This window comes from Streptomyces stelliscabiei (assembly GCF_014873495.1).
Classification (GTDB): Bacteria; Actinomycetota; Actinomycetes; order Streptomycetales; family Streptomycetaceae; genus Streptomyces; species Streptomyces bottropensis.
Map to the genome: position 1 here is coordinate 9,339,547 of NZ_JADBGF010000001.1, position 21,558 is coordinate 9,361,104.

The following is a 21,558-nucleotide window of genomic DNA, read 5'->3' on the forward strand; positions in this document are numbered from 1 at the left end:
CGGGTGACTGCCACCGCGAACACGGCCGAGGCCCGGTCCGGACAGGGCGGAAAACCCTTCCTCTACGTCGTCGTCTGCGCCGCCGGCATCGCGGTGGAGGTCAACAAGCTGATCACCGTCGCGCAGGAGCGCGACTGGGAGGTCGGGGTCATCGCGACACCCCTCGCCCTGGACGGTTTCTTCGACGCGGCGGCGGTCGAGGCGCGGACCGGCCGCCCGATCCGCTCCGCCTGGCGCCGGCCGGGCGATCCGCGCCCCTTCCCGCCGCCGGACGCCGTCGTCGTCGCGCCGGCCACCTTCAACACCGTCAACAAATGGGCCGCCGGTCTGGCCGACACCCTCGCGGTCGGCACCCTGTGCGAGGCGTCCGGCCTCGGGGTCCCGATCGCCGTCCTGCCCTGCGTGGCCGACGCGCTCGCGGCCCACCCGGCGTACCGCGCGAGCCTGGACCGGCTGCGCGGCATGGGCGTCCGGTTCGGCGATCCGTACGCGGGCGGGGCCGAGGAGGACGGCGGGCGCGGGGAGTTCCACTGGGAACGCGCACTGGACCTGCTGGAGGAGGACGGCGGGGGCGCGTCCCTCACACGCTGATGTCCGTCGCCGTCCCCGGCGGCAGCCAGCGGAAGGCGTCGCGCACCTCGGCCGGGGCCCCGGCCAGAGTCCGCTCGGCCGCCGCCCGGGGCTCGCGGAAGTGACTCCACCCTTCGTAGTGCACGGGCGCGACGGTACGGGGACGGAGCAGCCGGCAGACCTCGACGGCCCCGGCGGCGGTCATCGTGTAGCGGAGCGGCCCCGTGACGGGGAAGCCGACGCCGCCGAGGTGGAGCAGCGCGGTGCCCACGGTCAGGCGGCGGCCGACCTCCCGTACGCCCTCGAAGACGACCGTGTCGCCGGAGATCCACAGCACCCCGTGCCGCTGGCCCGGCCAGCCGAGGGCGAAGCCGGTGACCTCGCCGACGATCGGACGGGACAGTGGCGGGCCGTGCCGGGCGGGGGTGGCGGTCACCTCGACGGCCGTGCCGTCGGGGGCGGACAGCTGCCAGGTGTCCCAGGGGGCGAGCCCGCGTGCGTTGCCGCCGAGCCGCCGGGCCCCGGACGGGGTGGTGAGCACGGTCCCGGCGCCCGGCAGCAGGGCCCGGCCCGCGTCGTCGAGGTTGTCGCCGTGATGGTCGTGGGTGAGCAGCACCGCGTGCACCGGGGGCAGTTCGGCGGCCGGCAGCGCGGGCCCGGCGGTCTTGCGGGACGACGTGCCCCAGCCGAAGGCGTAGCGGCGGCCCGGCGGGTCGAACGTCGGGTCGGTGAGCAGGCGCAGCCCGCCGATCTCGATCAGGGTGGTCGGGCCGCCTATGTGCGTGACGCGGACGCCGGTCATCCGGAGTTCCCTTCCAGCGACTGGAACGAGGTGAACAGGGCCTGAGCGATGGTGAGTTGAGACCTCCGCTGGGGACGAGGAGCGGAGTCCCGCGCGGGGGACGCGGGGGAGCCGCCTCATTCAACCAGTGGGCCGCCCGTCGTACGAGGACATCGGGTCGGGGCGGTACGAGGGGATCGGCGTGGGGCGCGGGGACCGGGTGCGCGTCCTGCCCCGTGACCTGTTCAACCGAACGGTTGAACAGGGTCTCGGCTTCCGGGGGACGCGCGGCGGACGCCGTCGATCACAGACTTACGGTGCCGCCGCAGCGGCACCGCCGTCGAGTCACGCCCTGAAAGGACCTTCCCCCATGGCCAGCAGTTTCAGCAGGCGACGCATTCTCACCACCGGAGCGGGCGCCGCGCTCGGCGGCCTCGCCGCGACCGGCGCCGCCCAGGCCGCCACCGCGTCGGCGGCCGGCTCCCGTACGGCGGCGCCGGGCCCGGAGGAGACCCGCTCCCTCGACGAGCTGTACCGCGACGCCGTCGCCGAGGGCGGCAAGCTCGTGATCTACGCGGGCGGCGACACCGCCACCCAGCAGGACTTCACGGCCCAGGCGTTCCGCACGCGCTTCCCGGACATCGACCTGACGATGGTCGTGGACTACAGCAAGTACCACGACGTCCGGGTCGACAACCAGCTCGCGACCGACAGCCTGGTCCCGGACCTCGTCCAGCTCCAGACACTGCAGGACTTCACCCGCTGGAAGAGCCAGGGCAAGCTGCTGCCGTACAAGCCCGCCGGTTTCTCCCAGCTGTACAAGGACTTCCGCGACCCGCAGGGCGCGTGGACGGCCGTCGCCGTCATCGCCTTCAGCTACATGTACGGCGTCGACGCCGTCGCCGGGAACGCCCCCAAGTCGCCGCAGGAGCTGGTCGACCCGCGCTGGAAGGACGCCATCGCCTCCTCCTACCCGCACGACGACGACGCGGTGCTCTACCTCTACTCCCTCTACCAGGAGGCCTACGGCTGGGACTGGATCGCGAAGTTCGCCGCCCAGCAGCCGCAGTTCAACCGCGGTTCGCACACCCCGGGTGTCGCGGTCAACGGCAGGAAGAAGGCCATCGGCGTCGGCGGGTCCGGTTCGCTGACCGCCCCCTCCACCGCCGCGACCCGCTTCGCCGTGGCCGACGGACACCCCTTCATGGCCTGGGGCCAGCGCGCCGCGATCCTCAGTAAGGCCGCCCACCCCACCGCCGCCAAGCTGTACCTCAACTGGGCACTGTCCGCCGAACGTCAGCAGGGCGCCTTCAACGGCTGGTCCGTCCGCACCGACATCACGCCCGCCGGCGGTCTGAAGCCCGTCTGGACCTACCCGAACGCGCACCTCGACGGCTTCCCCCGGTTCATGGAGGACCGCGCCCAGGTCGAGCGGTGGAAGCAGACCTTCGCGCTCTACTTCGGCGAGGTCAAGGGCGATCCGACCCCGGGAGTCCTGGGTCTGCACCCCGGGCGGTGACCACCCCGCCGGACACGGCGGGTACGGCGCTTTCCTTTACTCCGGACACACGTGTCACTGTCTACACTCGGCTGGCCCCGCCAGCCCCGTGCCCGTCAGCCCCGTGCCCGTCCGGACCGTCGTAGAGGGAATCGCCGCCGCCGTGCCCGCCATCGCCGCCCCCGCCGTCCCGCACCGAGGTCCACTGCCGGTGCGCCGGCTGCCGGACCTGCTGTTCCTGACCGTCGTCGTCGGCGGAGTCGTCCGCCTCGTCGACCTGAACTCCGCGCTGTGCTGGGAACTGGTCCCGCTCATCGCGCTGTTGGCGGTCGGGTACGTGGCCGGGCTCGCCCTCCGGGACCGGCTCGGCCGGTGGGGCAGGCCTGTGTGGTTCGGCGCGCTGCTGGCGCTGTGGTGCCGGGTCTCCTGGGAGATGCCGACCCCGGCCGCCACCGCCTACACCTGGCTGGCGCTCCCGCTCGCGATCCTCGCCCTGCGCATGTTCACGGGCCGTACGGCACTCGCCGTCGTCGGCGTGATCACCGTGCCGCTCGTCCTGCTGATCGCCCGGACCACCGGGACCGTCCATCCCGAACAGCTCCTCCCGCCGACCGCCGCGCTGTGGGCCACGGTCGCCCTCTACCGGGCCCAGCAGCGACTCCTCGGCGAACTGCGGCGCACCCGCGCCGAGTTGGCACGGGGCCAGCGCGAGGCCGGCCGGCTCGCCGAGCGCGCCCGGATCGCCCGCGACCTGCACGACACCCTCGCCCAGGAACTCGCCGGCAGCCGTATGCTCCTCCAGGCCGCCGACCGCGACTGGGACCGCCGCCCCGACCTCGCCAGGGCCCAGGTCCGCACGGTCGTCGACGCACTGGACACCAACCTCGCCGAGACCCGCACCATCATCAGCGACCTCACCCCGCCCGCCCTGGAGCACGACGACCTCTCCACCGCGCTGCGCACCCTCTGCACCCGCACCACGGCCACGTCGTCACGGGTGGTGTTCCGCACCGAGGGCGAGCCGGGCGACCTGCCGCACGACCGGGCCGCCGCCCTGCTCCGCGTCGCCCAGGGCCTGCTCGCCAACGCCTGTGAGCACGCCCGCGCCCGGCACGTCTGGGTCACCCTCGACCACCGCGACGACACGACCGTCACCGTCGAGGTCCGGGACGACGGCGTGGGCTTCGACACGAGGGCGACGACGGCGACGCGGTGCGACCGGGGCCTCGGTCTGACCGGCGGCCGGGAGCGCCTGGGCGCCCTCGGCGGCTCGCTCACCGTCCGCAGCGCACCCGGCCGCGGCACCCTGGCCCGTGCCAGTCTCCCCGTGGGCTCCCTCGCCCTGGCCGGCCCGGCGGGCGACCGGTGACCGCCCCGGACGCCACCCCGCTGCGCGTGCTCATCGTGGACGACCACAGGGTCGTACGGGCTGGCCTGCGCGCCCTTCTCGGCGGTGAGCCCGGCTTCGACGTCGTCGGCGAGACCGGCGACGGCGAGGAGGGCGTACGGCTGGCCGTACGGCTCGGCCCCGACGTGGTGCTGATGGACCTCCGCCTGACCGGCGACACGGCCTCCGGCCGACGGCTCGACGGGCTGGACGCGACCCGGCGCATCATCGCCGAGGCTCCCGGCAGCAGGGTCGTCGTCCTCACCGGCTCCGGCACCCAGGGCGATGTCGTACGGGCCATGGAGGCCGGCGCCCGCGGCTACGTCCTCAAGGCGGGCCCGCCCGAGGAGCTGTTCCGGGCCGTGCGCGCCGCGGCGGCCGGCGGCATGGGACTCGCCCCCGAGGCCGCCGGACACCTCGCCGGGCACCTGGCCGATCCGGGCGCCGCCCTGAGCGACCGGGAGATCGAGGTCGTACGGCTGCTGGCGCTGGGCCGCAGCAACCGGGCCATCGCCGCCGCCCTCCACCTCACCGAGGCCACGATCAAGACCCATCTGGTCCGCGTCTACCGCAAGCTCGGCACCGAGAACCGGGCGAGCACGGTGTCCGAGGCGGTCCGGCGGGGGCTGCTCGAACTGGGCTGAGACGGGGCCCGGTTCAGTGGGCGCCCATCGGAGCGAACTCCGTGCCGCACGGGCCCGCTCCCTCGCTCTCCGCCAGCGGCACCGGGGCGCCGGTCATCGTCAGCACGTCGTAGTAGCGGCCGATGCGTTCGGTGGAACGGCCCACGTAGTGGCCGATGAAGGAGCGCCGGAAGCGGTCGGTGGTGCGGTTGGGCTGGGAGCCGTGGACGAGGCTTCCGTTGAAGAAGAGGACGTCGCCCGGGGCCATGTCGACCGGCACGGCGGACAGACCGGGCGGCGGCGGGACGTACTCGCGGACGAACGAGACCTCCGCGTCCGCCACTTCGGGGCAGAACAGATCCATGCGGTGCGTCCCCGGCACGACCTCCAGACCGCCGTTGGCGCGGTCGATCACATCGCAGGCGATCCAGGCCGCCACACAGGTCCCCGGCTCGACCCGCAGATAGAAGTTGTCCTGGTGCAGCGCCTGCCCCCGGGCCCCCGGCGGCTTGAAGTAGAACATGCTCTGCGCCGCCAGGACCTCTTCCCCCAGCAGCCCTTCGAGGACGACCCGCAGCCGTGCGTCCAGGAGCACCCGCAGCGACAGCTCGTCGATGCGGTGCGGTTGCATCACCCGGGGATGAGTGTCCAGCGGATCGGCCGGACCGTCCGCCGCGGGCGTCCTCGGCCGGAAGTGCCCCGGGATCGGCCCGCCCTCCCGCAGGGCCGTGAACCGGTCGCACAGTTTCGCGATCTCGGCGGACGTGAACAGCCCCCGCGCCACCAGAAAGCCGTTCTCCTCGAACTCCGCCCTGCCCGTGGCTGCCATCGGCGTGCCCCTTTCCCTGTCGTCGACCGTGCCCCACGCTAGGTCCGAGCGCCTTTCGGGAGGATGCCTGTGCGTGCTGAGGACCTGCCTGGAACTGCTGCGCCCGCCGACCCGTCACCTCCGCCGGGCCAGATGATCGTCGGCCGCTTCGACCAGCGGCCGCCGTACGCGGTGCACCGGCCGCGCGGCGCGGACAGCTGGCTGTTCACCTGGACCACGGGGGGCGCGGGACTGCTGCGGCAGGGCACCGCACGGACGCGCGCGACGCCGGGCGACCTGGTGGTCCTCGGCCCGGGAGTGCCCCAGCACTACGCGGTCGGGCCCGGTGCCGGACACTGGGCGTTCTGGTGGGTGCACTGCCAGCCGCGAGCGTCCTGGACGGCCTGGCTGCGGCCGTACGAGTCCGGCGACCGGCTGTACGCCGTGCCGTCGGCCCCCGGCGGCATCCGTGAACGCGTGGAGGCGGCCTTCCGCCGGATGCTCGCCGACGCCCGCTGGACCGGCGACGGCGCACCGCCCGCACCCGCACCACCGGGCGACGAGCACACCGATGTCGCGGTGGCACACGGCACGGCGGCCCGCGAACTGGCCCTGTGCTCCCTGGAGGAGGTGGTCCTGCTCACCGCCGCCCGGTCCGAGTCCCGCCCGTCGGGGGCGGACCCGCGGATCCGCCGGGCGGAGGACCTGATCGCCGCCGACCCCGGAGCCCCGCACACCGTCCGTTCCCTCGCCGAGAGCGTCGCCCTCTCCCCGTCCCGGTTCGCGCACCTGTTCACCGAGCAGCTGGGGCACTCCCCGATGCGCGCCCTGGGCCACGCCCGTCTGCGCCACGCCGCCCGTCTCCTGGAGGCCACCGAACTGACCGTCGAGCGCGTGGCCGCCGCCTCCGGGTTCGGCAGCCCGTTCCACTTCAGCAGGGTGTTCCGCCGGCGCTACGGGGTGCCGCCGGGGGAGTACCGGCAGCAGCTGCGCGACGGCCACTGACGACCACGCGCTTCGACGGCGTGCGCGCTCAGCCCCCGAAGGCGAGCAGCGACAGCCACAGCGCCACCACCGAGGAGAGCAGCGCCGCCGGGACGGTGAGCAGGCCGAGGCGGGTGAACTCGCCGAGGTCCACGTCGTGCTCGTGCTGGTGGACGATGCGACGCCACAGCAGGGTCGCCAGGGAACCGGCGTAGGTCAGGTTCGGGCCGATGTTGACGCCGAGAAGCACGGCGAGGACGGCGCCCGTGCCGAGCGGGGCGGCGAGGGGGACCAGGACCAGGACCGCCGGCAGGTTGTTGATGACGTTGGAGAGCAGGGCGGCGAGGGCGGCGACGCCGAGGAGGGCGAGCAGACCGCCGCCGGACGGCATCACGCGGCCGAGCGCGTCGGCGAGGCCGTTGTCGACCACCGCGCGCACCACGATGCCGAGCGCCAGCACGAACGCGAGGAAGGGCAGCGAGACGGACCGCAGCAGCGCGACGGGGCCGGTGGTGCGGCGCACGAGCGCGCGGACCGACAGCACCACGGCCCCGGCCAGCGCCGCCCACACGGGCTCGATCCCGAGCACGGACGTCAGCACGAACCCGGCGAGCGTGCACAGGACGGTGACCAGCGCGAACATCGGCAGCTCGGGCGCCTCGACCGGCTTCTCGGGCGCGGGCGCCACGACGTCCAGGTCGGCCGCGAAGAACCTGCGGAAGATCACGTACTCGGCGGCCACGGCCACCGCCCACGGCGCCGCCATCAGCAGCGCGAACCGGGTGAAGGTCAGCCCGCTCGCCGTGAACGCCAGCAGGTTGGTGAGGTTGGAGACGGGCAGCAGCAGCGAGGCCGTGTTCGACAGATGCGCGGTGGCGTACACATGGGGCTTGGGGCGGGCGCCGAGCCGGGCGACCGTCGCGAACACCACCGGGGTGAGCAGCACGACCGTGGCGTCCAGGCTGAGCACCGCCGTGATGCCGGAGGCCAGCACGAACGTCGAGCCCAGCAGCCGCCGGGGCCGGCCCGCCGAGGCGCGCGCCATCCACGCCCCGCACGCCTGGAAGAGTCCCTCGTCGTCGCAGAGCTTGGCGAGCACGAGCACGGCGGCCAGGAAGCCGAGCACCGGGCCCAGCAGTTCGGCCTCGGCGCGGGCGTGGTCGAGGGAGACGGCCCCCACGGCGACGACGAGACCGGCGGCCGGGACCGCGACCACGGCCTCCGGCAGCCCGAACGGGCGGGCGACCGCGCTGCCGAGGACGACGACGAGCAGGACGACGGACAGGACCTCGGCGAGGGCGGTGTTCACGGCAGGGCTTTCGGGCGGTAAGTGGCGCGGAGACCTGAGCACCCTACAGCCGCCCGGTCGGGCGGGGGCCCGTGCGCCCTTGTGATGAGGCCCTTCTCACGCGGCCCGGGGCACCTGTCTCACTCCTCGGACAGGGTCAGCTCCGCCCAGATCGTCTTGCCGTCCTCGGTGTGCCGGCTGCCCCAGCGCTGGGTCAGCTGGGCCACCAGCAGCAGCCCGCGCCCGCCCTCGTCGAAGGTCTTGGCGCGGCGCAGGTGCGGCGCGGTGCCGCTGCCGTCCGACACCTCGCAGATCAGGGTGGTGTCGTTGTGGATCAGGCGCAGCTGGATGGGCGGGGCGCCGTGCCGGATGGCGTTGGTGACCAGCTCGCTCACCACCAGTTCCGCCGTGAACGCCGACTCGCTGATGCCCCACAGCGCCATCTGTGTCAGCACGTACTGGCGGGTGCGGGCGACGAACGCGGGGTCGGCCGGTATCGACCAGGTCGCGACCTGTGCCGCCTGCAGTCCGCGCGTACGGGCCAGCAGCAGGGCCACGTCGTCGGGGGCGCCGTTCGCGGGCAGCAGGGAGTGCACGACACCCTGGCAGATGTCGTCCAGCGAGCCCGTGCGGCCGGAGAGTGCCTCGGCCAGCAGCTCCTGACCGGCGTCGATGTCCCGGTCGCGGGTCTCGATCAGCCCGTCGGTGTAGAGGGCGATGACGGTTCCCTCGGGCAGTTCGAGTTCGGCGGACTCGAAGGGCAGTCCGCCGAGGCCCAGGGGCTGTCCCGACGGCACTTCCACCTCCATCGGGCGGCCGTCCGGGTCCAGCACGACCGGCGGCGGGTGTCCGGCGCGGGCGAAGGTGCAGCGGCGGGTCACCGGGTCGTAGACGGCGTACAGGCAGGTGGCCCCCACCTCGCCGGTCACCCCCTCGCTGCCGGCCTCCGCGGAGAGCCGTACGACGAGGTCGTCGAGGTGGGTGAGGAGTTCGTCGGGGGCGAGGTCGACGTCGGCGAGGGTGCGGACGGCCGTTCGCAGGCGGCCCATGGTGGCGGAGGCCTGCACGCCGTGGCCGACGACGTCACCGACGACCATGGCGACCCGCATCCCGGACAGCGGGATGACGTCGAACCAGTCGCCGCCGACCCCGGCCTGGGCCGCCGGGAGGTAGCGGGAGGCCGCCTCCAGGGCGGGCATGCGGGGGAGCGTCTGGGGGAGGAGGCTGCGCTGGAGGGCGAGGGCGGTCTCGCGTTCGCGGGAGTAGCGGCGGGCGTTGTCGATGCAGACGGCGGCCCGGGCCGTCACCTCCTCGGCGAGCAGCTCGTCGTCGGCGGTGTAGGGGTCGAGTCGCTTGAAGCGGGTCAGGACGGCGACGCCGAGGGTCGTGCCGCGGGCCCGGATCGGCACCGACATGGTGGTCCGGACGCCCAGCTCCTTGACCCGCGCGCTGCGCAGGGGGTCCCAGGCGAGCCAGTCCGCCAGGGTGTTCGCCGCGTCGGCCGCCACGACGGTGTGGCCGACGGACAGGGAGGCCGCCTGCGGTGAGGTGGCCGGGTAGACGTCGGTGCGGCCCACTTCGACCACCGCCTCGGGGCAGCCCGGGGTGACCGACTGGTGGGCGGCGCGGCGCAGCGTGAAGGGTGCGGAGAGCGGGCCCTCGTGCGGTTCGTCGCCGTGGTCGAGGGACTGCATGAGGTCGACGCTCACGAAGTCGGCGAGGACCGGGACGCACACGTCGGCCAGCTCCTGGGCGGTGCGCGTCACGTCGAGGGTGGTGCCGATGCGGATGCTCGCCTCGTTCACCAGCTGCAGCCGCTGTCGTGCCAGGTACTGCTCGGTGATGTCGTGCCCGGTGACACAGACCCCGATGGGTGCGCCGGCGTCGTCCAGGAGCGGGGCGATGGCGGCCGACCAGGCGTGGGCGCGGTTCTCGTCGGCGGCCCGCAGGAAGGTCTGCACGTCCTTGCGCCGGCCGCCGGCGAGCACCTCGCGCAGGTGGCCCTCCAGTTTCTCGCCCTGGCGCCCGCCGATGATCTCGGACATGTGCAGGCCCCGGAGGTTGTCCTCGGGCATCCCCACCGCGTCCGCCATCACCTCGTTGATGCCGCGCAGCCTCAGCCGGTCGTCGAAGACGGCCATGGCGCACGGTGACTGGAACATGACGGCCGCCGCGAGCGGATCGTCCCGCCCCAGCGGGCCGGGATCGTCCAGCGGACACAGAACCAGCCAGTTGCCGTCGCCGTCGCCGTTCTTCGCGCGCTGTTGGTGGGCGAGCAGCCACGCGGTCACCGCACGGCCGTCACGGTGACGCAACGTGAGCGTTCCGCTCCAGCTGCGGCTGCCCGGCGGGGGTGGCAGGAGAGGGTCGCCCGGGGCCAGCAGCTCCTCGGCGGGGCGTCCCACGACCTCCGCCGCGGGCCAGCCCAACAGGCGTCTCGCGCCTTCGTTCCACTCGACGATCGTGCCATCGCCGTCCATGGCCGCCCGCGCCGTGGCGGCACCGTCCAGGGCATACGCAGGGGTGTCACCGTGCGCTACCTTGCGGCTCCTCATCGTCGCGAGTTCCATTTCGCCGGACCGAACGGGCTTACGGGTGAAATCCAGCCTATGCGCTCCGCCGGGAAAGCGGACCGGAAACCGCATGCCCGTGCGTCCTGCCGTACCGGTGTTCGCCGAGAGGAGGTACGGGACTTCTGTCGTCCCCGGAGGTGCCGCCGTCCGATTCCGTGATTCCGTGGGGTCACGCCCGCTGGTGACCGCGAAGGGGGCGCTGTGCAGGGGCGCTGCGCCGCGCGGCTCCGCACATCCTCCCCCCGTGCGACAAGGGCCCACCACGGACCGCCCGCCACCCGCAGGTCCTCGCTCGTCGCAGGCGCCTCCGCCGGCGGCGGGCACCCGGGCCGACGGCACGGCCGCGGTGCCCCGGGTGGACCTCCGCCGACGGGCCGGACCGGACCGGACGTCCCACTCCGCGAAGACCGGCGCCTCGCCCTCGCCGATCCGGGGCCCCGACCCGACCGGCGAGTACGCCGACGCCCGCGAGCCCCGGCTGCGACGACTCGGCCCGGCGCCGGGCCGCCGTCCCCCATGACCGGAGCCCCGCCGCACGGTAGCCGCATCCACCTCACGCTGACGAGTCGTCATCCGGGCGAGCCGCGCGGCTCGCTGCGATGCGGCGCGATGCGGCGCGATGCGGCGCGGATCGGCCGACCGAACGCTCCGGGCGGCCGGACGGTCCGACTGTCCGACCCCCTCGGGCGGCGACGCTCCGTCGGTACGGGAGGGCCGGAGGGAAACCAGTCCCGTCCTGACCGTTGACGGGCTGTCATGTCTCTAACAGCATGGCCAAGGTCCGCATCTGGGAGCGCTCCCACGCCCAAGTCGTCTCCTGCACCACCGTTCGCCCGTCACCGCTGTGCGCCCCCACCTCCCCCGAGGAGCCCAGACGTGAAACGACGCAGAACCAGCCTGCTCGCCCTGACGGCCCTCGTAGCGGCCGCGCTCACCGCGCTGCCCGCCGGGCCGGCCCAGGCCGAGGAGGTCGAACAGGTCAAGAACGGCACCTTCGACACCACCACCGCCCCCTGGTGGACGACCGGCAACGTCACCGCCGGTCTCACCGACGGCCGTCTGTGCGCCGACATCCCCGGCGGCACCACCAACCGCTGGGACGCCGCCGTCGGCCAGAACGACATCACCCTCGTCAAGGGCGAGTCGTACCGGTTCGCCTTCTCCGCGTCCGGCACACCCCAGGGCAACATCGCGCGGGCGATCGTCGGCCTGTCGGTGGCCCCGTACGACACGTACTTCGAGGTGAGCCCGCAGCTGAACGTCTCGGGCGACTCCTACACCTACACCTTCACCTCGCCCGTCGACACCACCCAGGCCCAGGTCGGCTTCCAGGTGGGCGGCAACGCGAACCCGTTCACCTTCTGCATGGACGACGTGTCGCTGCTCGGCGGAGTACCGCCGGAGGTGTACGAGCCCGACACCGGACCCCGGGTGCGCGTCAACCAGGTCGCCTATCTGCCGGCCGGGCCGAAGAACGCCACCCTGGTCACCGACGCCCCGGCGAAGCTGCCCTGGAAGCTGAAAAACGCCTCGGGCACCGTCGTCGCCCACGGGCGGACCACCCCGCGCGGGCTCGACGCCTCCTCCGGGCAGAACGTCCACTCGATCGACTTCGGCGCGTACAGGAAGCGCGGTACCGGCTTCACGCTGGTCGTCGACGGCGAGACCAGCCGCCCCTTCGACATCGACCCGCGCGCCTACGAACGCCTCCGCCTCGACTCGCTGAAGTACTACTACACCCAGCGCAGCGGCACCCCGATCAGCGACGCACTGCGCCCCGGCTACGGCCGCGCGGCCGGCCATGTCGACGTCGCGCCCAACCAGGGCGACGGGAACGTGCCCTGCCAGCCGGGTGTCTGCGACTACCGGCTCGACGTCACCGGCGGCTGGTACGACGCCGGCGACCACGGCAAGTACGTGGTCAACGGCGGCATCTCCACCTGGGAGGTGCTGAGCACCTACGAACGCGCGCTGCACGCCCGTACCGGCAAGGCGGGGAAGCTCGGCGACGGCTCGCTGGACATCCCGGAGAGCGGCAACAAGGTGCCCGACCTGCTGGACGAGGTCCGCTGGGAGCTGGACTTCATGCTCAGGATGCAGGTGCCGAAGGGGCAGCCGCTCGCCGGCATGGCCCACCACAAGATCCACGACGAGCAGTGGACCGGCCTGCCCCTGATGCCCGCCGCCGATCCGCAGAAGCGCGAACTGCACCCGCCGAGCACCGCCGCGACCCTGAACCTGGCCGCCACCGCAGCCCAGGCGGCCCGTCTCTACCGCCCCTACGACCGCGCCTTCGCCACCAAGGCGCTCGCGGCGGCCCGCACGGCCTGGGCGGCGGCCGTCGAGCACCCCGCGATGTACGCCTCCGAGAGCGACGGCATCGGCGGTGGCACCTACGCCGACAACAACGTCACCGACGAGTTCTACTGGGCGGCCGCACAGCTGTACCTGACCACCGGTGAGAAGGCGTTCCAGGACTACGTCCTCGCCTCGCCGGTGCACACCGCCGACATCTTCGGCCCCATCGGCTTCGACTGGGCCCGTACGGCCGCCGCAGGACGGCTCGACCTCGCGACCGTGCCGAGCAAGCTGCCCGGCCGCGACAAGGTCCGCAAGTCCGTGATCGAGGGCGCCGACCGCTATCTGGCCGCGCTGAAGTCCCAGCCGTACGGCATGCCGTACGCGCCGGCCGGAAACGTCTACGACTGGGGCTCCAACCACCAGATCCTCAACAACGCGGTCGTCGTGGCCACCGCCTACGACATCGGCGGAGCGTCCAAGTACCGCGAGGGCGCGCTGCAGAGCATGGACTACCTCTTCGGCCGCAACGCCCTCAACATCTCCTACGTCACCGGCTACGGCGAGGTCGACGCCCGCAACCAGCACAGCCGCTGGTACGCCCACCAGCTCGACCCGGACCAGCCCAACCCGCCGGCCGGCACCCTCGCGGGCGGCCCGAACTCGGGCATCCAGGACCCCTACGCACAGAGCAAACTCCAGGGCTGCGTCGGTCAGTTCTGCTACATCGACGACATCCAGTCCTGGTCGACCAACGAACACACGATCAACTGGAACGCGGCGCTGGCCCGTATGGCGTCGTTCGTGGCGGACCAGACCTGAGCACGCTGTTGACGGAGGCGGCCGGTGCCCCGTCGGGGCACCGGCCGCCTCCGTCGGTACCGCTGGTCATACCAGGTGACCTGCGACTATTTACGGGTAAGTACCCGCGCGGTACCGTGGGCGCATGCCAGCTCTGAATGTGGAGTTCAGCGACCGCGAGCTAGAGGACCTGCGGCAGATCGCCAAGGAACGCGGTACGTCGATGAAGGCGCTCGTGCGTGAGGCGGCCGCGGCCGACATAGTGCGACACCGGGCGCTCAAGGAGGGCGCGGAGGCCTTCCGCCGGTTCTTCACCGCGCACGCCGACGAATTCGCGGCCGCCTTCCCGGACGACGAGCCCGCCGCGCGGTTGCGAGGACGGGCCGTCTGACCGATGGCCTCCGTCATCCACATCGACGTGCCCTGGCTGCTCCAGCGGCACGAAGAGGTCATGCCCGAGCAGCCCAGCATCAACGACTTCTCCGCACTCGTCGCCGCCGTGGCCCGGCACCGCGTCGATCCCCCGCGGCTCGGTGTCGACTCCGACCCCGCCTGGCGGGCCGCCGCCCTGCTGCACACCCTCGCGGTGCTCAAGCCCCTGCCGGCCGCCAACGCCCGGTTCGCCTGCGCGACGGCCGTGTCGTACATGTTCGTCAGCGGTGTCGGCATCGACCCGCCGTACGGATCCCTCGTGGATCTGGCGCGCGATCTGCTCTCCGGGGCGACGGACGTCTACGGGGCGGCGGACCGGCTGCGGTCCTGGCAGATCTGAGCGCGAGACGGAGACGCCCCCCGGGGCCGCCGGCCGAGGGCGGGAGGATCAAGGCCGGCGGCCGTTTCGCGCGGGAGAGCCGCCGTTCCGCGCGGGGCCTTCCGAGGTGGCCGCCTCGATTGAACAACCAACCACCGGCTCGGGGGAACGTGCGCGTGCCGTCGGGGTGTGCGCACGGTTCACACGGGGTGCTCGCGTCCTTGAGTTCTCAAGAACCGGAAGGCTTCATTCTGCGAAGCGGAAGCTTTCGTACCGGTCATCTGACCTGCTTTTAGTGATGCAGATGTTGCTCTAGCGCCTTGTTAGCCATGAGTAACTTGTGCAAGGGTGAACTTCCTGCGCATGGGCAAGGGCCCGGCTGGAAAGGCTATTTGGCCTTTCCGGTCGTCGAAGGGCCCAAAAGGCTCTGAGGAGAAGGCCGTTGTGCGGCCCGGTCCCCGGCCGCTTTCCCGGCGCCCGCCAAAAAGGTACGCACCAATCCAGGGCCCTTTTCGGCGGCCACAACTCCGTGTGCCATCTTGTGCCTTGGAAGGAAACCCGCTCTGTGCACACCCCCCACCCTCCCCGCCCCACCTATGCGCCCGCTCCCGGCCCGGTGCCCGGAGAGTCCGACGAGACTCTCGCGGCCCGGCTGAGAGGCTGGCCGGAGGGCGGCACCGGCGACCCCGTCGCCCTGCTGATGGCACGGCACTGGCAGTCCACGTACGACTATGCGGCGATCTGTCTCGCCACGCAGTCCGGTGTCGCCTCGATGGTGACCGCCACCGCGTTCCACCGGGTGCTCGACGGGCTGATGCGGGGCGAGTCGGGCGTCGCGCTGCGGCCCCGGCTGCTGGTGGCCGCACGCGACACCGTCAAGGAGTGGTCCGCGGACGAGGGTGTCTCCCAGGTGCACTCGGACCTGCGGAAGCCCGCCGGCGGGCGCGGTATGCGGGCGGCGAAGTCCATGACGCCCGAAAACCGCAAGCTCATCGAGCGCTCTTTCCAGGCTCTTCCGGCGGTCTCCCAGTGCCTGTTGTGGCACACCGAAGTAGAAGCCGAAACGATAACCATACCCACTGGTCTGCTGGGGCTGGACGCCGACAGCGCGGTGGCCACGCTGGAACAGGCGCGCGACAAATTCAGGGAGGGCTGCGTCCGCGCCCACCGGGAACTCGCGCCGTCCAAGGACTGCCGCTTCTACAACCGGCTGCTGGACGTGCCCATTCGCCGCGGCGGAGCCCTGCTGCCGGATGTCCAGCAGCATCTGCTGGAGTGCCGTTACTGCCGTTACGCCGCCGAGCAACTCAGCCATTTCGAGGGCGGACTGGGCGGTGTCATCGCCGAGGCCGTACTCGGCTGGGGGGCCCGGCGCTATCTCGACTCCCGGCCCGGCCGCATGCCGCAGAAGGGTGCCTCCAGACGTCCGGGGAGCGGCGGCCGGCACCGCCTGCTCTCCCAGATCCCCGCGCAGCGCCGCAAGCTCACCTCCGGCGCGCGCAACCCCCGGGCCCTGATCACCGTCGGGGTCTCCTCCGGCGCGCTGCTCGCGGCCGTCCTCGGCGCAGCGTTCCTCTCGGACGACGGCGGCGCGGCCGATCCCGCCGCCTCCACCAGCGCCACCGGAGGCGTCGCCACGGCGCCGGACACCGGCAACGAGACCACCAACGACACGGCCTCGCCGACCCCTCCCGCCTCGGCCGGACGGCCCACGGGACCCCAGCAGACACGGCTGCGCAACCAGGCAGCCGACCTGTGCCTCGACATCAAGGGCGGCAAGGCCGTCAAGGGCGCCTCCACCGCACTCGCGGCGTGCGACTCCGACTGGACCCAGAAGTGGTCCTACGAGGAGGACGGTCTGCTGCGCAGTGTCGCCAACCCCGAACTGTGCCTGGACTCCCAGGTCGACGCCGGAGTCGTCGTCCTCGGCAAGTGCGCCGACGAGGACTCCGAGCGCGGTGACGACGTGCGCTACGACTTCACCGTGCAGGGCGAGTTGCTGCCCCGCTGGGGCGAGGGGCTCGCCGTCGCCCCCATCGGCAGCGACCCCAGGGCCGACATCGTCATCAAGGTGCGGGACAACTCCGGCCGTCAGCGCTGGCTCACCGACGGCGTGGCCGCCAGCCCCGACTCGCTGTCCGTCTCCGGCTCCGAGGCCCCCACGCCCGAGACCGAGCCGGTCACCCGCGAGCCCGAGACGGACGCCTCCCCGGCGCCGGGACCGGAGAGGTCCGGCTCCCCGGAGCCGGGCGCGCCCCCCGAGGCGGAGACCGAACAGGGCGGTTCGGTCCGGTCGGTGGCCGACGCCACGACGACGGAGACCGAGCCCGGCACCGGCTTCGGCTCGGGCACCGGTTTCGGCACCGGTTTCGGCACAGGCTTCGGCCCAGTGCCGGTACGTCCCCTGACGTCCCTCCACATTCCGCAACCCCTCACAGGGTTCAGCTGGTGAGGCGGAGCGGTTCTCGCGCGCGGGGGCGCGAGAACCGGCAGCGGAGTCAGGCGTCCGCGCCCACGAGGCTGTCGGGGCCGACCGAGGCCGGCGTACGGTGCCCGGACAACGCGAGCGTGAGGTCGAACTCGGCGAGCAGACACCGGATGACGTGTTCCACACCGGGCTGCCCGTCGAGGGCGAGGCCGTAGACGTAGGGGCGCCCGAGAAGCACGGCCCGCGCGCCCAGGGCCAGCGCCTTGAAGACGTCGTCACCGCCGCGGATCCCGCTGTCGAACAGCACGCTCACGCGGTCGCCGACCGCCCGGGCCACGCCCGGCAGCGCGTCGGCCGCCCCGACCCCGCCCGCCACCTGCCGGCCCCCGTGGTTGGACACCACCACCCCGTCCATCCCGGCGTCCGCGGCGAGCCCGGCGTCGTCGGGGTGCAGAACGCCCTTCAACACGATCGGCCCGTCCCAGTGTTCGCGCAGGAACGTCAGGTCGGGCCATGTCTTGGCGGGATCCCCGAACATGCCCGCGAAGTGCAGCACGGCCGCGTTCGGGTCCTCGTGGACCGGCTTGGCGAGGCCCGCCCGGAACGCCGGGTCGGAGAAGTAGTTGGCGGTGCCCACGCCGTGCAGGAACGGCAGGTACGCCCGCTCCAGGTCGCGGGGCCGCCAGCCGAGCAGCGGGGTGTCCAGGGTGACGACGAGCACGGAGTACCCCGAGGCCTTCGCCCGGTCCAGGAAGCTCCGGGTGACCTCACGGTCCTTCGCCCAGTACAGCTGGAACCAGCGCTCCGCGTCGCCCAGCACCTCCGCGACCTGCTCCATGGGCGTGCTGGAAGCCGAGGACAGGATGTAGGGCACGCCCTGCGCGGCGGCGGCCCGCGCGGCCGCCACCTCCGCCTCCGGGTGCACGATCGACAGCACGCCCACCGGGGCCAGGGCCAGGGGCGCGGGCAGCACACGGCCCAGCACCTCGACGGACAGATCGCGGTCGCTCACGTCCCGCAGCAGCCGTGGCACGATCCGCCGCCGGTCCAGCGCCGCCCGGTTGGCGCGGGCCGTGCCGCCGTCGCCCGCGCTGCCCGCCACGTATCCGACGGGACCCGCGCCGAGCCGGTGCTCGGCCAGCTCCTCCAGCCGGCGCAGATCGGTGGGCAGCCGCGGCACGGACCCGCCCATCCCGCCCAGGTAGATCTCGTACTGGAAGTCCGCCCAGTGCTTGGCCATCCGTCCGCCCTGCCCTTCGCCGTCGAGAACGCCCCGCGTCGCCGACGATCCTGACGAGCGGGGCGGGTGCCGTCCAGCGTCGCGCACGGGGGAGGGCGCTTCGTCTCTTCCGCGGCGCCGAAATGGATGAATCGTCCACCGTTCCCGGCCGTGCGGGAGCCGTGCGGGAGTCCGTGCGGTGGCAGTGCGGGGGCCGTTCGGGCGGTTGTCGCGAGCGGAAGCGGAATGTTTCAGGCCTATTGCACAGCCGTGCGGATCCGGCCATTCATGATCATGGGGCGATCGGGAGCCGCTCAGAATCGGGGTTCACATGGTCGGATTCCGTGACTTCGAGCCACTGATTCAATACTCAAAGTTACTGAAACGCATGGGGTCGATGTGTGTTCCGGTCCCGGACCCGGCAGACTCGCGCTCGCCGATCCGGCACCGGCCGGGCCGGCTTCGTACACACGACCGATGTGGCGAGGCCGCCCGGGAACTCCTGCAGAGCGGAAGGATGCACATCATGCGGAAGACCGCGCGTTGGGCAGCGACTCTCACCCTGACGGCCACCGCCGTCTGCGGTCCCCTCACGGGCTCCGCGCTCGCCGCCCCCGAGCCCGCCGCGGCCGGGCTCTACGCCCCCTCGGCCCTGGTGCTGACCACGGGTCACGGCGAGACCGCGGCGGCCGTCACCCCCGAGCGTGCGGTCACCCTGACCTGCGCGCCGAAAGCCTCCGGCACGCACCCGGCCCCCGTCGACGCCTGCGCCGAGATCCGCCGCAGCGGCGGCGACTTCGACGCCCTGGCGGGCCGCGCCCACGCGATGTGCAACAAGCAGTACGACCCGGTGGTCGTCACCGTGGACGGTGTCTGGCAGGGCAAGCGCGTCGCATACGAGCGCGTCTTCGCCAACCCGTGTCTGAAGGACGCCGCCGCGAGCGTCCTGTACGCCTTCTGAGCGTCCCCGACGACCAGGCCGCCCCGCGCGGCCGACAGACCGGGGTCGTGTGGTTCCGCGAGTGATGAGCGAGGGCCCGTGGCTGGGGAGCGCGAGCCCTGTCGCGGTGTGCCACGTGATCCCGCCCGGGGGCCGGCCGAAGCGGAGTGGGGCCGCGGCCGGCCCCCGGCATCATGTCTGCCGGGGAGTCTGCGGCCGGTCACTCGGGAGCGATGCTCCAGCGTCCGACCTCCTGGTGCCCGGAGTCGTACAGGGGCTGGCCGTCACCGGGTTTGATCTCGCAGTGCCGGAGGTTGCCGCCCCAGTAGCGCAGGATGCGCTCCAGTTCCCGCACGGTGGTGCCCTCGTCCCAGTCCGTGCCGTCCAGGTCGACTTCGAGAAGAAACTTCACTGCGCGTGTCCCCACTTCCGTGTCACTTCTGTGTCGCTCGGATTCCGTGCCGGCGTACGCCGGCACGGCGGGTGTGCCTGCCGCGGCCCTTCAATCGTTTCATTGAACTGCTACTTGAGACTTGGCCGCTCCGGCGGGGGCGGCGCGGGGGGAACGGGAGGCAGCTCCGCGAGCGGCGGGAAGCGGCCGAGCAGCCGGGCGGCGCGCAACAGCCGGTGCATCAGGGGCTGGTCGCAGACGAGCCGGAGCCGTCCGCCGCGTGCCGTGGCCGTGGCCTCGGCCCGGCACAGCACGCGCAGGCCCGAGCAGTCGAAGAAGGCGACCTCGCGCAGGTCGACGAGCACGTCCGGTTCGCCGGGACCCGTGGCGGCGGCCGACAGATGCGCGGCCACGAGATCCGCCGACGCCACGTCGATCTCGCCCGCGACCACGATCACGGTGTAGGGGCCGATCCGGCGGGTGCTCGCGTACGGGTTCGCGGGCGGGGCGGCAGGCAGGGAGCCGGCGGATTCCGCGGCCGGACCGGTTCCGGGCCCGGCGGCCGCGTTCTCGGGCCGAGGGACGGCGCGGTCGTGGGCATCCGGAGTCATGGCGGCTCCACCTTGTCAGGGGTAGGGCGCGGTAGATCCCGTTAGCTACCCCGGCGCGGAGCCGGTCATCCCTTCCGAGCCGCGCGCAAGACCTGCGGCACTCGAAAAGGTGAATTCCCCTTTTATGTATTGACGGTGGCAAAGTCAGCTGATCCGGAGAGCCTCCTCCCGGAGGCTGTCGTCCCGTCGGTGGCGGGGGCGTCAGTCGTGGTGGGACTCCTCCTGCGCCTGCTCGTCGGGCGTGATCGCGTCACCCGCCTCGCCCCGGCGTCGGCGCCGCTTCTCGGGGTCGGTGACGCGGGTCTGCGCCTCCTCCGCCTCGTGCAGGACCTCGTCCCAGGGCGGTGTCGGGCGTTTCGTCGGCGTTCCGCTCGTCGTGGTGGGTCGTCGTGTGTGCCTTTCGGTGGGGGAGGGGGTCAGCGGGCCGGCGCGGCGATGCGCAGGGGCACCGCGCCCGCTCTGCTCGACACGGTCGAACCGGTGTCCTCGACGTCCCGCGTCACCTCCGACCACCACGCCGGGCCGTCCTCGATGTGCCGCAGCAGTACGCCCTCACGGATCGCCCACGGGCAGATCGTCACGGACTTCAGGCCCGCGAGCTTCATCGTCGTGTGCCCGACCAGCGCCCCGGCGAGGCTCTGCTTCGCCCGGGGAGCCGAGATGCCCGGGAGCACCGACCGCTCGGCCGAGGGGAGGCGGGCGAGCCGCGCGATGGCGACCTCCAGGTCCGCGCACCGCAACTCCCTTTCCACGAAGGGCCCGTGGCGGCCCGGCGCCGACCCGCACAGCCGGGAGAGCTGCTGGAAGGTGCGCGAGGTGGCCACGGCGGTGCGCGGACCCTCCCAGCGGATGCGCGCGGAGACGTCCCGCAGCTGATGACGGACCTTGCGCCGCAGTGCCTTGACGCTCTCCGGCGACGGAGGGTCCTGATCGAGGAAGAACTCGTGGGTCAGCCGGTTCGCGCCCAGCGGCAGCGAGGCCACGAAGTCCGGCAGTCGGCCGCGTCCGAAGGCCACCTCCAGCGAGCCGCCGCCGATGTCCAGCAGGGCGAGCGGCCCCGACCGCCAGCCCATCCAGCGTCGCGCCCCGAGGAAGGTCAGTTCGGCCTCCACCTCGCCGGGCAGGGTGCAGATCGGTACCCCGGTCGCCGCACGCACGGCCCGCAGCACGTCCTGGCAGTTCGGCGCGGAGCGCACCACGGCGGTCGCGAAGGCGAGCGTCGTCGACGCCCCCCATCTCTCCGCCGTCTGTGCCGCGGCCGCGACCGCGACACACAACTGCCGTACGGCCTCGTCGGGCACCTCGCCCCCGGGGGGCACCTGTTCGGACAGCCGCAGGCGCCACTTCGCGGTGTGCACCGGCAACGGGACACCGCCCTCTGCGTCCGCCACGACCAGCCGTACGGTGTTCGACCCGACATCCACCACGCTCATCCGCATGACCGACGAAGTACCCGTAAGTCGTCCGCGCACGCGTCCCCCGTTCGGCGGGCGGTGGCACACGGTCGCATACCGGCCGCCCGAGCGCCGTCGCACACGCCCGGCGGAGGGCCGATCGAGCGGCGCCCGGGCCGCCCGGCCCGTCACGCCGGCCGGAGGGTGGACGTT

General features: G+C 72.9%; 19 protein-coding genes. 11 read left to right on the forward strand and 8 right to left on the reverse strand.

What is annotated here, in order from left to right; genetic code table 11:
* Window positions 1–3: 3 nt before the first annotated feature.
* Window positions 4–591: a flavoprotein gene (locus H4687_RS40790; protein ID WP_046916512.1), complete on the forward strand. Its 588-nt coding sequence runs from the start codon at window positions 4–6 to the stop codon at window positions 589–591.
* On the opposite strand, the gene H4687_RS40795 is transcribed toward H4687_RS40790, so the two are convergent.
* On the reverse strand, window positions 581–1,372 hold the full coding sequence (locus H4687_RS40795; protein ID WP_046916511.1) for an MBL fold metallo-hydrolase: 792 nt from the start codon (window positions 1,370–1,372) through the stop codon (window positions 581–583). The two genes, H4687_RS40790 and H4687_RS40795, sit on opposite strands and share 11 nt — an antisense overlap.
* 349 nt (window positions 1,373–1,721) lie before the next feature.
* Here H4687_RS40795 and H4687_RS40800 point away from each other — a divergent pair, with 349 nt between their 5' ends.
* From H4687_RS40800 to H4687_RS40810, 3 genes are all read left to right on the forward strand, one after another.
* The gene (locus H4687_RS40800; protein WP_046916510.1) at window positions 1,722–2,870 is read left to right on the forward strand and encodes an ABC transporter substrate-binding protein; all 1,149 of its coding nucleotides are present in this window, start codon (window positions 1,722–1,724) and stop codon (window positions 2,868–2,870) included.
* Window positions 2,871–2,973: 103 nt separating this feature from the next.
* Window positions 2,974–4,218, forward strand: a complete 1,245-nt coding sequence (locus H4687_RS40805) for a sensor histidine kinase (RefSeq protein WP_078907358.1) — start codon at window positions 2,974–2,976, stop codon at window positions 4,216–4,218.
* A complete protein-coding gene (locus H4687_RS40810) occupies window positions 4,215–4,880 on the forward strand; it encodes a response regulator transcription factor (protein WP_046916508.1) in 666 nt (221 codons plus the stop codon). The genes H4687_RS40805 and H4687_RS40810 overlap by 4 nt, the downstream gene beginning before the upstream one ends.
* A 13-nt stretch (window positions 4,881–4,893) precedes the next feature.
* Here the strand turns inward: H4687_RS40810 and H4687_RS40815 are convergent, their stop codons facing one another.
* Complete coding sequence (locus H4687_RS40815; protein WP_046916507.1) at window positions 4,894–5,688, reverse strand: phytanoyl-CoA dioxygenase family protein; 795 nt, start codon at window positions 5,686–5,688, stop codon at window positions 4,894–4,896.
* 63 nt (window positions 5,689–5,751) lie between these two features.
* Between H4687_RS40815 and H4687_RS40820 the strand changes: the two genes are divergently transcribed.
* Window positions 5,752–6,672 (forward strand): helix-turn-helix domain-containing protein, encoded by a 921-nt coding sequence (locus tag H4687_RS40820; protein WP_046916506.1) that lies wholly within the window; start codon window positions 5,752–5,754, stop codon window positions 6,670–6,672.
* 28 nt (window positions 6,673–6,700) lie between these two features.
* Here the strand turns inward: H4687_RS40820 and H4687_RS40825 are convergent, their stop codons facing one another.
* Complete coding sequence (locus H4687_RS40825) at window positions 6,701–7,960, reverse strand: SLC13 family permease (protein ID WP_046916505.1); 1,260 nt, start codon at window positions 7,958–7,960, stop codon at window positions 6,701–6,703.
* A 119-nt stretch (window positions 7,961–8,079) separates the two neighbouring features.
* Window positions 8,080–10,494 carry a SpoIIE family protein phosphatase gene (locus H4687_RS40830; RefSeq protein ID WP_078907359.1) on the reverse strand — a complete coding sequence of 805 codons (2,415 nt, stop codon included), beginning with the start codon at window positions 10,492–10,494 and terminating at the stop codon, window positions 8,080–8,082.
* A 262-nt stretch (window positions 10,495–10,756) separates the two neighbouring features.
* Between H4687_RS40830 and H4687_RS40835 the strand changes: the two genes are divergently transcribed.
* The 5 genes from H4687_RS40835 to H4687_RS40855 all read left to right on the forward strand — a co-directional run bounded on the left by H4687_RS40835 (window position 10,757) and on the right by H4687_RS40855 (window position 16,814).
* Window positions 10,757–11,032, forward strand: coding sequence for a hypothetical protein (locus H4687_RS40835; protein ID WP_143685359.1), 276 nt, complete (start codon window positions 10,757–10,759; stop codon window positions 11,030–11,032).
* 356 nt (window positions 11,033–11,388) lie between these two features.
* Window positions 11,389–13,632 carry a glycoside hydrolase family 9 protein gene (locus tag H4687_RS40840; protein ID WP_046918120.1) on the forward strand — a complete coding sequence of 748 codons (2,244 nt, stop codon included), beginning with the start codon at window positions 11,389–11,391 and terminating at the stop codon, window positions 13,630–13,632.
* A 124-nt stretch (window positions 13,633–13,756) separates the two neighbouring features.
* Window positions 13,757–14,002, forward strand: coding sequence for a hypothetical protein (locus H4687_RS40845; protein ID WP_028796856.1), 246 nt, complete (start codon window positions 13,757–13,759; stop codon window positions 14,000–14,002).
* A 3-nt stretch (window positions 14,003–14,005) separates the two neighbouring features.
* Window positions 14,006–14,383 (forward strand): toxin Doc, encoded by a 378-nt coding sequence (locus tag H4687_RS40850; protein ID WP_046918121.1) that lies wholly within the window; start codon window positions 14,006–14,008, stop codon window positions 14,381–14,383.
* Between the two features lie 544 nt (window positions 14,384–14,927).
* On the forward strand, window positions 14,928–16,814 hold the full coding sequence (locus tag H4687_RS40855) for a ricin-type beta-trefoil lectin domain protein (protein WP_050398622.1): 1,887 nt from the start codon (window positions 14,928–14,930) through the stop codon (window positions 16,812–16,814).
* Window positions 16,815–16,860: 46 nt separating this feature from the next.
* Here the strand turns inward: H4687_RS40855 and H4687_RS40860 are convergent, their stop codons facing one another.
* Window positions 16,861–18,030 carry a lactate 2-monooxygenase gene (locus H4687_RS40860; protein WP_050398624.1) on the reverse strand — a complete coding sequence of 390 codons (1,170 nt, stop codon included), beginning with the start codon at window positions 18,028–18,030 and terminating at the stop codon, window positions 16,861–16,863.
* A 505-nt stretch (window positions 18,031–18,535) separates the two neighbouring features.
* On the opposite strand from H4687_RS40860, the gene H4687_RS40865 reads away from it, so the two are divergent.
* Entirely contained in the window at window positions 18,536–18,970 is a 435-nt protein-coding gene (locus tag H4687_RS40865; RefSeq protein WP_179859944.1) for a protease inhibitor, read from the forward strand.
* A 199-nt stretch (window positions 18,971–19,169) separates the two neighbouring features.
* Here the strand turns inward: H4687_RS40865 and H4687_RS40870 are convergent, their stop codons facing one another.
* The 3 genes from H4687_RS40870 to H4687_RS40880 all read right to left on the reverse strand — a co-directional run bounded on the left by H4687_RS40870 (window position 19,170) and on the right by H4687_RS40880 (window position 21,390).
* Window positions 19,170–19,361 carry a hypothetical protein gene (locus tag H4687_RS40870; RefSeq protein WP_046920301.1) on the reverse strand — a complete coding sequence of 64 codons (192 nt, stop codon included), beginning with the start codon at window positions 19,359–19,361 and terminating at the stop codon, window positions 19,170–19,172.
* A gap of 110 nt (window positions 19,362–19,471) precedes the next feature.
* Window positions 19,472–19,951, reverse strand: coding sequence for an anti-sigma factor antagonist (locus H4687_RS40875; protein ID WP_046915037.1), 480 nt, complete (start codon window positions 19,949–19,951; stop codon window positions 19,472–19,474).
* 416 nt (window positions 19,952–20,367) lie between these two features.
* A complete protein-coding gene (locus H4687_RS40880) occupies window positions 20,368–21,390 on the reverse strand; it encodes a Ppx/GppA phosphatase family protein (RefSeq protein ID WP_046915038.1) in 1,023 nt (340 codons plus the stop codon).
* Between the last annotated feature and the right edge of the window lie 168 nt (window positions 21,391–21,558).